This is a genomic window from Pseudonocardia sp. Ae717_Ps2 (assembly GCF_001932475.1).
Taxonomy (GTDB): Bacteria; Actinomycetota; Actinomycetes; order Mycobacteriales; family Pseudonocardiaceae; genus Pseudonocardia.
The window spans coordinates 1-12,330 of record NZ_MCIS01000008.1 but is presented as its reverse complement, the minus strand read 5'-3'; the positions used below and the strand labels follow the sequence as shown (position 1 = coordinate 12,330).

The window sequence follows — 12,330 nt, the reverse complement described above, 5'->3', positions numbered from 1 at the left end:
CCCCGATCAGGGGCGACACGCCGGGAGCGGTCGGGTCGATCTGCACAAGGGCCTCGCTGCGCTCGGCCGCCGGGCCCGCGCTTGCGCCTCCGGCGCCGCGCGGCCCGGCTCCGGCTGCAGCAGGGGCCAGGGCATCGCCACGGGCACCTCTGAGCGCGCCGGAGACGGCCGATCGGGCGTCGTGTGTGTGTCGGCGTGGTGCACCGTCTCCGGTGCCCGTACCGTGGCGATCAGCCACAGCGGAAGACCTCTCCTTTGCAGGGACATCGACTCGGTCCGCCGCTGGTGCAGAGCCCTGGGCGTTCGCGCGCCTGGGGCTCTCGGCTTTCCTGGGGTCCGACAGTGGCCCCCGGCGGGCCCCGATCAGGGGCGACACGCCGGGAGCGGTCGGGTCGATCTGCACGAGCTCAGGCCGCGATCGCGACGGGGCCGCTCTGGTCCGGCGGGCATGCCGCCCTGACCGCGGCGACGTACTCGGGGTATCCGCCCAGGTAGGGGGCCCGGAAGCGGGTCAGCTCCTCGCCGGGGGCCGACAGCAGGGCGACGCCGGGGCAGGCGACGGTGTGCTGGTCGGCCAGCTCGGCCGGAGCGCCGGGGTGCAGCAGCTCGACCGACGCCCGGTTGTCGGTGCGGAAGGAGATCCGCAGCGAGCACATGGCGCGCTCGAACGCCCCGACGATCGCGGCCTCGGCGCGCTGCACGATCAGCACCAGCCGGTAACCGGCCTTCGCTCCCTCGGCGAGCAGACGCCCGATCAGGGCGCGGATGCGCTTGCCGATCGGGTCCTTGGTCGTCGACGCGGCGTCGGCGACCCGGTAGAGCGCGGCCAGCTCCTCGAGGACGACGACCCGCAGCGGCTGGGCCGGGGTGATCTCGACGGTGTCACGGTCGGCAGGCATCGAGGAGATCCGGGCGTCCATGTCCTCGACCAGGGCCAGCAGGAGCGCTTCGTGGGCGGCCAGGTCGTCGACGCCGGAGACCTGCCACGCGGCGTGCCGGATCCCGGCGAACGGGCGCCAGAGCAGCCCGGGGGGTCGCTGCCGCAGAGGGTGACCAGCGGGTCGGCGGCGAGCTGGGACAGCAGCCCGTAGGTGAAGACCGACTTCCCGGAGCGGGTGACGCCTTGAACGATGGTGTGGGCGACGTCGTCGGCCCAGGACTGCACGAGATCCCGGGCGGTCTCGTCGCGGCCGAGCAGGACCCGGCCCGGGGCGGCGGGCAGGGGCAGACCCACGGTGCCGTCGAGCGGGTCGGCGCCGAGCAGCTCGATGCGGGCGTGGATCTGCCCGAGGGCGGTGACCCGCAGGGCGACGGCGCCCAGGTGCGGGGCGATGCGCAGCGCGACCCGGCGCAGGTCGCCGAGCAGCTGACCCGGGAGCAGCTGCACCGTCAGCACGACCGGCGGCCCGAGCACGACGTCGACGAGGCGGGGCACGGTCACGGTGGGGCCGGTGACGGTGTCGACCCGGGTGCACAGCCCGGCGCCCTCACAGGCCTGCCGCCAGGCCCACCACAGGGCGTCGACCTCTCGCTCGTCGAGAGCCCGCTCCTGCCGCGCGGTCCAGAATCCCATTTCTCTCCCCATTTCTAGCGATTGTTTTTTGGCGCAGCACGAATGCGGCCCCGCATTCCGAAATGGTCGGGAATGCGGGGTCGACGTCTCTTTCTCTACTTGGCCGGGCGGATCAGGCCGCGTCGCCCTGCGCCTTGCCCGGGCGCGGAGCGGCCTGACCGCGGATCCCGTCCGCGGACCAGCGCGGCGGGGTGAGCTGCCCGGTCTTGCGCTGCACGTAGCCCGGGGTCATCACCAGCCCCTCGAAGTGCAGCGGCTGCCCGAAACCACCGACCGCAGGCTGGTCGTGGGAAGCGACCAGGATCTCGACCACGGCCGTCTTGTCCCGCTCGTCGGCCTGGTCGGCCGGGGTGATCGCCTCGACCCGCCACAAGCCACGACCGTGCTCGTCGACCTCCTGGCGACCCTGCGGGTCGGGGCGCCGCGAGCCGTCGGACAGCTCCACCCACTTCGCCACCCGGAATCACGGTGCCGGTGCTGATCAGGGTCACGCGGTCGGTATCGATCGGGTAGCTGCGCATCGTCGTCTCCTGGTGTCTGCGGCCCCGGTACTTAGGTGCCTATGCAGGTCAAGGTAACAGGTGCCTAGGCACCTACGCAACACCGGAGTCCAGGACGGAGAACCGCAGGTCAGAAGCTCAGAGGTTCGTGCTGCTCTCGCTGGTAACGATCACCGGCGCCTCCGGGTAGCAGTAGGTGCCCACCTCGATCGGCCAGCCGCCTTCGACCTGGATCGTGGTCGACGATCCGCAGGAGCGGCTCACCCTCACCCACCCGCAGGGACTCGGCTTCCGGAGCGGTCGCGCGGACGATCCCCACAACGTGGTGGTGCCCCGTGAGATCCCGGCCCAGCCTCTCGGCGATGTAGGCCGGCGACCCCTCCGGGATCGAGTCGTCGTCGAGCAGCCGGGCGGTGACGTCGACCTGCTGGTCAAGGAGGGCGGGCAGGAACCATGAGGTCGCGACGGTGTACGGGCTGATCGTCCCGGTAGATCACGCGCCGCCGGTAGACAAGCTGGGACGCGACCGTGGCGTCAAGGCAGGCGAGAACGATCTCTGGTGCATCGCTCCCCCGGCGCCGTTCCGACGGTGGTTCGCTGCGCTCGTTAGGCAGGTAGATGGGGCCACCGCTGAGCATCCGGCGCCACATCGCATCCGGGGTGACACCGGTGGTCGAGGACCCGGAGGCGACGATCAGACCAATACCGGGCTCAGTGTAGGCCAGGCCGGTGTTTCGGAGTTGCGCCGCAACCTTGTTAGCCGTTGCCCGGCTAACTCCCCAATCCTCCTGAATCTGAACTCCGGTCGGGAGCCTGTCACCCGGAGACAGTTCACCCTGGCGATTCTCTCCGAAATCGACCGGGGCGATCTGCATATAAGGGGCCTCGGCCCGGGCCAACTTGTGGACTGCCATTTCGAGTGTTCCTTCCACTTCTCTCTACTACCAGGGTGCCTATGGCTACATGATACCTAGGTACCAACGCAACAGCAGGCCTCCCGACGGACCAGCGCGCGGTGCCCTCCGCTCCCGCGGTCCGCTGGAAGGGCGGGGTCCGCTATTGGACCCCGCCCCTGACCTGCCGAGAACGACCTACGCCGGGGCGTCGAACTCGTAGTCGTAGATGTGCCGGTCAGCCGCCGCGACCGATCGAAGTACTCGACGACCTTGCCGTCCTGGTCGATGGCGTGGTGGGCCAGGACCACGACTGGAGCTCCTAGTGGGAGGTCCAGCGCGATCGCCTCCTCTTGGCGTCGCGAGGCGCGCCCGCAGCCGCTCGCGGTAGCGGACGATCTCGTGCCGTTGGCCTCCAATAGGCCGTAGATGCCGCCGGGAGCCGTCTGACCGGCGGAGTAGCCGATCTGCCGGTCGACGCTGGCCGGGATGAGGAGTCCGCGAGCTGGGTCGGGACACCACCAACCCACATCCGCCGGCGCTTGACGACCGCCTCGTCCTCGCCGATGACCTGCGACCTCAGAAGAGGACCGTCACCGTCTCGACCGGGGACAGTTCCTCGGAGCGCCACTCAGGCCCAGAGCCTCCGGCCTCAGCGGCAAGAGCGCCCTTGCCTGAGCACGAGCCTCCGCGAGAACCGGCTGTTCCGGACGGCGATGACCGGCGGCACCTCGCGAACGAAACACGCCCTTGCCCTGGCGGGACTCGGTCAGGCCCTCCTGCACCAGGATCGCCAGACCCCGGCGGATGGTCGGACGAGTAGCCGAGGCAAGCTCCTCGATCAGCTCGGACTCGCTGGGGAGCTTGCTGCCTGGTCCATAGGTGCCCTCGGTGATCCGGCCCCGCAGGATATCGGCCACCTGCTGGTAGAGCGGCGTGGACGCCTTCGGGTTCAGCACCATCGATGCCACCTCCTAACTTGTCTGCTTATGTACACAAGCATACCGCTAAACGGGATATTCCCTAGTAGGCGGGGCCCTAACCCATGCCTCGGCGGCCACTGCGTGGTGCGCCTCAGCTCCCGCAGTCCGAGGAGCCTGCGGCCGAGCAGGTGGGCGGGGTGGCTGGGGGCGGCTCCGGCTGGCCCTGCGCTCACGTCGGCCCGGAGGGCAGCACGGCCGCCGCAGGACCCGCAAGCCTGGGCAGCTCGACCGCCGGTCGAGCCGAGATGTTGCGGGCCCCACGACGGCCGTGCAGGCGCAAGCGCGCCGACGTGACCGCAGACCCAACCTCCGAGGACACCACCTGTCTGGCGACAGGCTAGACGGGTGTGTCGTCGTATCAACGACATCAACGGTTGGCCGTCAAGACGGCAAGACGGTTCGACGGGCAATGTCGTTGTTAGGTTGACATGACGTGACGGCGCTGTCGTCGTATAATTTACATATGGACACGGGGAAGGCGATTGACCGGCTGCGAGAGGTTTTTTCCACGAGGCGAGATCGAGCACAGCGACACTATCGCGAAAAGTCGCATCCGAATATCTTGATGCATTTTATATTCGCATCAAAGATGACGAAGAATACGATTTCAGCGAGGGTGAGCCTGCCGCTCTTTTCGCTATGTGTGAATCGCTGCGTAGTGCTGCCGATAGATACGAGCGGGATTTGCTGCGCACCCTGAAATGGGGGGCAGAAGGTATGACCTGGGAGCAGGTCGCCGAGGCGGTCGACGGGCAGCTCGGCGGCCGGCAGGCGATGCAGAAGCGGTGGACCCCGACTCACGGCCGCGACCAGGCGGACGACGACCGGGGACATGCGACGGGGTGCCGCACAGACGTCACACCGTCATGACGGTAACGTCGACGATACGACGACAACGACGGGAGTGGTCATGAGACTCACCGTGGGACACCTCAAGGGCGGCACCGGGAAGACGACGACGGCCGTGCACCTGGCGCTCGGGCTGGCCCGGTCCGGGCGGACGCTGCTCGTCGACGCCGACCCGGACCAAGACGGTGCGTTGGCCTGGTCGCAGCTCGCCAAGGATTGGCCAGCGGATCGGTGCATCGTCATCGAGGCAGCCGACCGGCACCTGGCCCGCCAGCTCCGACCAATGCTCGACGACTACACCCACGTGATCCTCGACGCCGGGCCGAAGAACCCGAACCTGTTGCGGCAGGGCCCTCACGCTGTCCGAGCACCTGATCGTGCCGGTGCGGCCGACCGGGGCGGACCTGGCAGCGATCGAGCAGGTCTTCGAGCTCGCGGCCGAGGCAGACTCTCTGTCCCCGCTGACCGCGTCGCTGCTGCTGGTCGACGTCGACAGCCGGTGGAGGTCCGGGAGCGAGGCGCGGACGTGGCCGAGGGCGAGGACATCCCGACGATGACCGCGCAGGTGCGCCACCTCGTGGAGTTCGCGGTGGCCCGGGGGACCGCACCCGAGCAGTTGGGCGACTACGAGCTGGTGCTCCGACGAACTGATCAAGGAGACCTCGTGATGGCGGAGCGGAAGCGGGCCGGGGCCCGCCGGAGTCCTCGCGGCAGCCGCCGGGGCGACCCGTCGTCGATCCGACGACAGCGCCGGTGGTGCGGTGGAACACCCGCAGCACTCGGACCAGATCACGATGCCGGAGCCTGCGGCGGTGACCGAGCCGGTACTGACCCCGCGGAGCCCCGTCCGGTGCCCCCGGCGAAGCGGGGCCGGGTCGAAGTACACGGCGATGCTCGACGACGACGTCGTGGACGCGTTCGAACAGGTGACCCGGAATCGCGCGCGGCGACCTCGGGCGGCACGTCGACAAGATCGGAGGTGCTGTCCGCGCTGCTGCTGCTCGCCGCCGATGACGCCAGCCTGCGCGATCAGGTGGTCGGAACGATCGGCGCGCCGACCCCGGTGACCCGAGCTGATCACCGACCGGTTCCCGCCGCCCTGGACCACAGCGTGCAACACCTCGACGGCGTCCCGGTCCCCCACCTGACCGACGCCGACGACGCGACGATCTACCGGGGGCCGGACGGCGACCGGGTGATCGTCTTCTGCCAGCACGCCAACGCCGAGACCGGCATCAGCCCGGTCTAACGAGCTTCCCCCGAGAGGATCGCCACTGCCTGCGCGAACGGGGTCAACGCCCGCCGCCGGGTGCCACCTCGACGGCGTTGAAGGACCAGAAGCCGCGCCAGATAGGCCACGGTGTGCTCCCCGATCGGGAGGACAGCGGTGTAGGTGACAGGATCAGACATGCAGGACCTCGGTGACGGTGTCGATCTGTGCTGGACCGACCCGATCTACCGGGGTCCTGCCCCGTTCCCGCTCATCTCACCCCCTCGGCGTGTCGCCACAACCTCCCACCCCGCTACTGAGAACACCTCAGTGAGCGGGAAAGCCTCGGCTCCGCAACAGCGCGACAGTCCAGTCACGTCCCAGACATCGGGACGCTGTAGTGGCTTGGATCACGAGGGCACTCCCACGACGGAACCCCCTCCACCATGCGCGGCATCAACGGATGCGGATGCCGCGGGCAAGTAGGACGAGGAACCCCGCACTCCAACTCCAGAACACGATCTTGAATCTGCTCGGCAGTCGCCACACACGCCACCTCGTGAGCAACCGAAGTCGTGAAGTGCACCGCGACACTCTCAGCAACAAACGCGCCGCTGACATCCCTACCCGAGTCGATCTCAACTGCAAGGTCCGTCCCCATTTCAAGGCCCGGGCGCGGCGACGACACGGAGACGGCGACGCCACAAAAACACCACGCACTTCCCAGCCCAACGCGGTCAGCCCCAAGTCTCGAAGAACTCCTTCCGCTAGCCGCCGCGCCCGAGCCTCATCAACACCCGCCGCAACTTCTAAGACCTGATCTTCCTCGTCGTCAAAAAAATCCACGACCGAAAAGAAGGCCCCTGCTCCTCATTCATCAATACGTCAACCGTAAAGAACCAGCGAATACTAGCTTTGCAGTACCACCACCGCCCAGATTGTGGCGATACGTGAAGAGATCCTGATAGTCAAGGACGTCGTTCACAAACACCGGATTCATCGAACCGTGAAAAATATAGTCCGCCGACTCTACATGACTAGAGTTACTCGGCCTCTTCGCGCCGTTCTGCCACACTGCAGACCCCTTTCTGTCACCGGTCCAACAACTGTCGACTTCACCGCCGGAGACAGTCTATATCCCCACGCAACCACTCCGTGCGACGGCAGACACGTGAACTGAAGCGACAGAACCCCATTCCGATCTGATCGGTCAAACCCTCTATGGCAGCCCAGGGTTTCAACTCGCTGATAATCTTGAGCCTCGAAAGAAGTAACACTCGTGAAGCGAGAACGGATCTTCTCTGCTTCACTCTGCGGCAACGGCCTATCAAACTCGAGCACAAGATGAGCAAGCCCATCAGGCGAACCTACCTCAACCCGATCCACTTCCCCCGAATCCTGCGCCATTGCAGCAGAAGAAACACTCAATAACAAAAACATCGCCATCCCTGCAGCAAAAATCACCTTCGCTACGGGCAAGACCATTCGTTGTCCAGATTTTCCAATCATCACCAGCTGAGTGAAACATCTCGCTCGCCCGACCCTCAAGAGCCACCACTCGACGGCCCGGACCACCGCCCGGCCGCCACCGGCGGCCACCCAGACCGCACCCCCGACTGAAGATCATCAGTGGATGCATAGGGGCTGGCGGTCCTGGTGGTTGTTGCTGGTGGTTGTTGACCGTGGATCGGTCAACAACGCCGTGCTCGCGCTGCTGCGCTGGCGTGGCTGAGAGCGCTGGGGCTCAAGATCAAGTCTCACAAGACCTATGCATCATTGATTGCCTGGTCAGCGTGGCGCGCGAGTCCGGTCACAGAACGTCACGTCCCGGCGTAGGCCGGGGCCCGTCGACGGAGGCCCTAGCGGGCATCAAGGACATGTTCATGTCCGGGGGCGAGAAACGTCTCCTTGACCCTGCTGGCCGCTAGTCGTCGTATCGACGACATGCGTTCGGTGCGGCCCGTCGCCTCAAGATCATTTCCAATGCATAGGTGCGAGGAGCGTGGCGGTGGTAGCGGTCAGCAGAGGGGCCGGTGCGGCCAGACGAACCGGGCCTCGAACCAGGTGCGTCCGGTCTCGGCGTTGCGCATGATCGCGACCTCGTAGTCGTCGACGGCGAGGGCGTGCAGGGCTGCCGTGGGGTCAGCACTCCGGCCCTTCTTCGTGAACCTGATCCGCCGGCGGCCGTCGGACAACGGGCTCATCCGTTGCACTAGCTCGTCGATTCGCTCGCGGGCGACGTCCTGGTCCATCAGGTCAATCCTCTCCGGGTAGGACACCCGGCCGCCGGGCGTCGGTGAGGCGGGTCGGTAGCCACCACTCGACGCCGAAGGTCGTCGAGCCAAGCTCGGCGGCGTCGACGCCGTGGCGCTCAGTGACGTCGAGCAGCTCGGCCGCGCGGGACTCGACGATCTTCCACGAGTGCGAGGGCAGGACCGCAACGTTCTCGCCCTCCAACTCAACGGCGACGATCTCCTCGTCGGTCTGCTCCTCGTCAAGGTCGACGACGTCGCAGCGCAGGTCGTGGTCACGCTGGACCAGGTGAGCTGACGGCGTCCGCGGATCAGCTCCTCTACTCGCGGAGCAGGTGGCGGGCGTGCAGGTCGGCGAGCTGCACGACCTGCCGGTGTCGGGGTTCTCCATCCGGCGGCCCACGGTGGCGTCGTGCATCAGCTCGTAGATCGAGCGGGAGGTGCCGCGCCGGCCTTGGTCGAGCCCATCACGGCCTCGGAGGCCAGGCCCTTGCAGAGGTAGCGGGCCCAGGCTCCGGAAGTCTCGGAAAGGCCGGCGGATCCGAGGTCGACGCGCTGGACGTCGAGACCGTGCTCCAGGGTCGGGGCGGGCATCCCGGCCCGCACCAGACCGGCCGACCAACGGGCGAACCAGCTCCCGGTCATGGCGTCGACGGCGTCGTCGGACATGGTCTGCTCAACGACGATCAGGGCGTGCACGTGGACGTGCCAGCCGTTGTCCATCGAGCGGGACCTCCAAAGCGCGGACCCATCCCCGCAGGCCAGCGGCGTAGTCGCGCTGGGCGGCGCGGCCCCGGTGACCGCTCCCCACCCCTGGTCAGCGCGGCCAACACTCGGCCAGGGAGTGCTCGCGGGTGGTGGCGCATCGTGAGGGTGACCAGCAGCGGGACCCCGCCGTGCCGACGTGGTGGCCCAGGACCTTCCCGACCTCCTCGAGCGCTTGGCCGCGATCCTTGACCGGAGCACTCGGGGCACATCCAGACCGAGCCGCAGGACCAGAGCCCGGAGAACCCGGCGACCCGGCCGGTGGCGCCGGTCGAGCCCTGGGCCGGGGTACCGGTGGCGTCGTGACCCGCAAGAGACCAGCCGGTCCGGCGCCCCGGGGAGCCCCGCAGCTCGCGGTCCGGCCCTGCGCGACCTGCCGCAACCCCCTTGCGGTCGCCCACCGCTCAGCCCGGCGATCACTGCCCCCGGTCCTGCACCGCGATCGGGTCCGTGCGGTCGAGCTTGGCAGGGTCTCACGGAGGGGAGCCAGCTCTGCACCTCACGCCGGACCTGGTCGTGGCCGTCCTGCCTGCAGCGGAGAGTTGTTCGTGAAATGCCCAGGGCCTCGCTGCCGCTCGGCCGCCGGGCCGCGCTTGCGCTCCGGCGCCGCGCGGCCCGGCTCCGGCTGCAGCAGGGGCCAGGGCATCGCCACGGGCACCCATCTGAGCGCGCCGGAGACGGCCGATCGGGCGTCGTGTGTGTGTCGGCGTGGTGCACCGTCTCCGGTGCCCGTACCGTGGCGATCAGCCACAGCGGAAGACCTCTCCTTTGCAGGGACATCGACTCGGTCCGCCGCTGGTGCAGCCCTGGGCGTTCGCGCGCCTGGGGCTCTCGGCTTTCCTGGGGTCCGACAGTGGCCCCCGGCGGGCCCCGATCAGGGGCGACACGCCGGGAGCGGTCGGGTCGATCTGCACAAGGGCCTCGCTGCGCTCGGCCGCCGGGCCCGCGCTTGCGCCTCCGGCGCCGCGCGGCCCGGCTCCGGCTGCAGCAGGGGCCAGGGCATCGCCACGGGCACCTCTGAGCGCGCCGGAGACGGCCGATCGGGCGTCGTGTGTGTGTCGGCGTGGTGCACCGTCTCCGGTGCCCGTACCGTGGCGATCAGCCACAGCGGAAGACCTCTCCTTTGCAGGGACATCGACTCGGTCCGCCGCTGGTGCAGAGCCCTGGGCGTTCGCGCGCCTGGGGCTCTCGGCTTTCCTGGGGTCCGACAGTGGCCCCGGCGGGCCCCGATCAGGGGCGACACGCCGGGAGCGGTCGGGTCGATCTGCACGAGCTCAGGCCGCGATCGCGACGGGGCCGCTCTGGTCCGGCGGGCATGCCGCCCTGACCGCGGCGACGTACTCGGGGTATCCGCCCAGGTAGGGGGCCCGGAAGCGGGTCAGCTCCTCGCCGGGGGCCGACAGCAGGGCGACGCCGGGGCAGGCGACGGTGTGCTGGTCGGCCAGCTCGGCCGGAGCGCCGGGGTGCAGCAGCTCGACCGACGCCCGGTTGTCGGTGCGGAAGGAGATCCGCAGCGAGCACATGGCGCGCTCGAACGCCCCGACGATCGCGGCCTCGGCGCGCTGCACGATCAGCACCAGCCGGTAACCGGCCTTCGCTCCCTCGGCGAGCAGACGCCCGATCAGGGCGCGGATGCGCTTGCCGATCGGGTCCTTGGTCGTCGACGCGGCGTCGGCGACCCGGTAGAGCGCGCCAGCTCCTCGAGGACGACCCGCAGCGGCTGGGCCGGGGTGATCTCGACGGTGTCACGGTCGGCAGGCATCGAGGAGATCCGGGCGTCCATGTCCTCGACCAGGGCCAGCAGGAGCGCTTCGTGGGCGGCCAGGTCGTCGACGCCGGAGACCTGCCACGCGGCGTGCCGGATCCCGGCGAACGGGCGCCAGAGCAGCCCGGTGGGGTCGCTGCCGCAGAGGGTGACCAGCGGGTCGGCGGCGAGCTGGGACAGCAGCCCGTAGGTGAAGACCGACTTCCCGGAGCGGGTGACGCCTTGAACGATGGTGTGGGCGACGTCGTCGGCCCAGGACTGCACGAGATCCCGGGCGGTCTCGTCGCGGCCGAGCAGGACCCGGCCCGGGGCGGCGGGCAGGGGCAGACCCACGGTGCCGTCGAGCGGGTCGGCGCCGAGCAGCTCGATGCGGGCGTGGATCTGCCCGAGGGCGGTGACCCGCAGGGCGACGGCGCCCAGGTGCGGGGCGATGCGCAGCGCGACCCGGCGCAGGTCGCCGAGCAGCTGACCCGGGAGCAGCTGCACCGTCAGCACGACCGGCGGCCCGAGCACGACGTCGACGAGGCGGGGCACGGTCACGGTGGGGCCGGTGACGGTGTCGACCCGGGTGCACAGCCCGGCGCCCTCACAGGCCTGCCGCCAGGCCCACCACAGGGCGTCGACCTCTCGCTCGTCGAGAGCCCGCTCCTGCCGCGCGGTCCAGAATCCCATTTCTCTCCCCATTTCTAGCGATTGTTTTTTGGCGCAGCACGAATGCGGCCCCGCATTCCGAAATGGTCGGGAATGCGGGGTCGACGTCTCTTTCTCTACTTGGCCGGGCGGATCAGGCCGCGTCGCCCTGCGCCTTGCCCGGGCGCGGAGCGGCCTGACCGCGGATCCCGTCCGCGGACCAGCGCGGCGGGGTGAGCTGCCCGGTCTTGCGCTGCACGTAGCCCGGGGTCATCACCAGCCCCTCGAAGTGCAGCGGCTGCCCGAAACCACCGACCGCAGGCTGGTCGTGGGAAGCGACCAGGATCTCGACCACGGCCGTCTTGTCCCGCTCGTCGGCCTGGTCGGCCGGGGTGATCGCCTCGACCCGCCACAAGCCACGACCGTGCTCGTCGACCTCCTGGCGACCCTGCGGGTCGGGGCGCCGCGAGCCGTCGGACAGCTCCACCCACTTCGCCACCGGAATCACGGTGCCGGTGCTGATCAGGGTCACGCGGTCGGTATCGATCGGGTAGCTGCGCATCGTCGTCTCCTGGTGTCTGCGGCCCCGGTACTTAGGTGCCTATGCAGGTCAAGGTAACAGGTGCCTAGGCACCTACGCAACACCGGAGTCCAGGACGGAGAACCGCAGGTCAGAAGCTCAGAGGTTCGTGCTGCTCTCGCTGGTAACGATCACCGGCGCCTCCGGGTAGCAGTAGGTGCCCACCTCGATCGGCCAGCCGCCTTCGACCTGGATCGTGTCGACGATCCGCAGGAGCGGCTCACCCTCACCCACCCGCAGGGACTCGGCTTCCGGAGCGGTCGCGCGGACGATCCCCACAACGTGGTGGTGCCCCGTGAGATCCCGGCCCAGCCTCTCGGCGATGTAGGC

General features: G+C 68.9%; 14 protein-coding genes and 1 pseudogene. 4 read left to right on the top strand and 11 right to left on the bottom strand.

The window, feature by feature from the left end:
- Positions 1–407: 407 nt before the first annotated feature.
- Positions 408–920, bottom strand: coding sequence for a hypothetical protein (locus tag Ae717Ps2_RS36780; RefSeq protein ID WP_075334668.1), 513 nt, complete (start codon positions 918–920; stop codon positions 408–410).
- Between the two features lie 203 nt (positions 921–1,123).
- Between Ae717Ps2_RS36780 and Ae717Ps2_RS36775 the strand changes: the two genes are divergently transcribed.
- Positions 1,124–1,591: a hypothetical protein gene (locus tag Ae717Ps2_RS36775; RefSeq protein WP_143510768.1), complete on the top strand. Its 468-nt coding sequence runs from the start codon at positions 1,124–1,126 to the stop codon at positions 1,589–1,591.
- A 94-nt stretch (positions 1,592–1,685) separates the two neighbouring features.
- On the opposite strand, the gene Ae717Ps2_RS31560 is transcribed toward Ae717Ps2_RS36775, so the two are convergent.
- Complete coding sequence (locus Ae717Ps2_RS31560) at positions 1,686–2,030, bottom strand: hypothetical protein (protein WP_075334666.1); 345 nt, start codon at positions 2,028–2,030, stop codon at positions 1,686–1,688.
- A 239-nt stretch (positions 2,031–2,269) separates the two neighbouring features.
- On the opposite strand from Ae717Ps2_RS31560, the gene Ae717Ps2_RS31555 reads away from it, so the two are divergent.
- Positions 2,270–2,530 (top strand): hypothetical protein, encoded by a 261-nt coding sequence (locus Ae717Ps2_RS31555; protein WP_075334665.1) that lies wholly within the window; start codon positions 2,270–2,272, stop codon positions 2,528–2,530.
- On the opposite strand, the gene Ae717Ps2_RS31550 is transcribed toward Ae717Ps2_RS31555, so the two are convergent.
- The gene (locus tag Ae717Ps2_RS31550) at positions 2,505–2,987 is read right to left on the bottom strand and encodes a GntR family transcriptional regulator (protein ID WP_075334664.1); all 483 of its coding nucleotides are present in this window, start codon (positions 2,985–2,987) and stop codon (positions 2,505–2,507) included. The two genes, Ae717Ps2_RS31555 and Ae717Ps2_RS31550, sit on opposite strands and share 26 nt — an antisense overlap.
- A gap of 572 nt (positions 2,988–3,559) precedes the next feature.
- On the bottom strand, positions 3,560–3,928 hold the full coding sequence (locus tag Ae717Ps2_RS31545; protein WP_075334663.1) for a GntR family transcriptional regulator: 369 nt from the start codon (positions 3,926–3,928) through the stop codon (positions 3,560–3,562).
- 853 nt (positions 3,929–4,781) lie between these two features.
- Between Ae717Ps2_RS31545 and Ae717Ps2_RS40655 the strand changes: the two are divergent.
- Positions 4,782–4,931 (top strand): annotated as a pseudogene (locus Ae717Ps2_RS40655) (hypothetical protein); the annotation flags it as partial.
- An 846-nt stretch (positions 4,932–5,777) separates the two neighbouring features.
- Positions 5,778–6,047 (top strand): hypothetical protein, encoded by a 270-nt coding sequence (locus Ae717Ps2_RS39600; RefSeq protein WP_233147864.1) that lies wholly within the window; start codon positions 5,778–5,780, stop codon positions 6,045–6,047.
- 1,979 nt (positions 6,048–8,026) lie between these two features.
- On the opposite strand, the gene Ae717Ps2_RS31535 is transcribed toward Ae717Ps2_RS39600, so the two are convergent.
- The 7 genes from Ae717Ps2_RS31535 to Ae717Ps2_RS31505 form a co-directional block, all read right to left on the bottom strand.
- Positions 8,027–8,260, bottom strand: coding sequence for a hypothetical protein (locus Ae717Ps2_RS31535; RefSeq protein ID WP_075334661.1), 234 nt, complete (start codon positions 8,258–8,260; stop codon positions 8,027–8,029).
- 4 nt (positions 8,261–8,264) lie between these two features.
- Positions 8,265–8,678, bottom strand: coding sequence for a hypothetical protein (locus Ae717Ps2_RS31530; RefSeq protein WP_075334660.1), 414 nt, complete (start codon positions 8,676–8,678; stop codon positions 8,265–8,267).
- Positions 8,678–8,983: a hypothetical protein gene (locus Ae717Ps2_RS31525; RefSeq protein WP_075334659.1), complete on the bottom strand. Its 306-nt coding sequence runs from the start codon at positions 8,981–8,983 to the stop codon at positions 8,678–8,680. Before Ae717Ps2_RS31525 ends, Ae717Ps2_RS31530 begins: the two co-directional genes overlap by 1 nt.
- A 1,316-nt stretch (positions 8,984–10,299) precedes the next feature.
- Complete coding sequence (locus tag Ae717Ps2_RS31520) at positions 10,300–10,602, bottom strand: hypothetical protein (protein ID WP_075334658.1); 303 nt, start codon at positions 10,600–10,602, stop codon at positions 10,300–10,302.
- A 44-nt stretch (positions 10,603–10,646) separates the two neighbouring features.
- Entirely contained in the window at positions 10,647–11,462 is an 816-nt protein-coding gene (locus Ae717Ps2_RS31515) for an FtsK/SpoIIIE domain-containing protein (protein ID WP_075334657.1), read from the bottom strand.
- Between the two features lie 112 nt (positions 11,463–11,574).
- On the bottom strand, positions 11,575–11,982 hold the full coding sequence (locus Ae717Ps2_RS31510) for a hypothetical protein (RefSeq protein ID WP_075334656.1): 408 nt from the start codon (positions 11,980–11,982) through the stop codon (positions 11,575–11,577).
- Positions 11,983–12,099: 117 nt separating this feature from the next.
- Positions 12,100–12,330, bottom strand: a 231-nt coding sequence (locus Ae717Ps2_RS31505; RefSeq protein ID WP_143510766.1) for a UTRA domain-containing protein, incomplete at its 5' end; no start/stop codon positions are given.